Consider the following 315-nt stretch of genomic DNA (forward strand, 5'->3'; position numbering starts at 1 on the left):
CTATAAAGATAGGAGTAAAAAGGCTTATTTGTCGACCATTAAAGATGCATCTACTAATGAAATATTAGCCTACAACGTATCTGAAAGCCTTACTTTAGATATAGTTATAGATACTCTTACTAATCTAAAAAAATCAGAACGTGTAAAAATTYATAATGAAGCTTTTATTCACTCAGATCAAGGTGCACATTACACAAGTCCCAAATTTCAAAAGCTAGTAAAAGATTGCGGCTTGGGTCAATCTATGTCTAGGCGCGGTAACTGTTGGGACAACGCGCYGCAGGAATCGTTCTTCGGACATTTTAAAGATGAGGT

1 protein-coding gene is annotated in these 315 nt (G+C 35.8%); it reads left to right on the forward strand.

Annotated elements, in window-relative coordinates; all coding sequences use genetic code 11:
* Positions 1 to 315, forward strand: a 315-nt coding sequence (locus ACYUEX_RS18785) for a DDE-type integrase/transposase/recombinase (RefSeq protein ID WP_460289466.1), incomplete at both ends; no start/stop codon positions are given.

This window comes from Clostridium sp. CTA-7, from assembly GCF_054768095.1.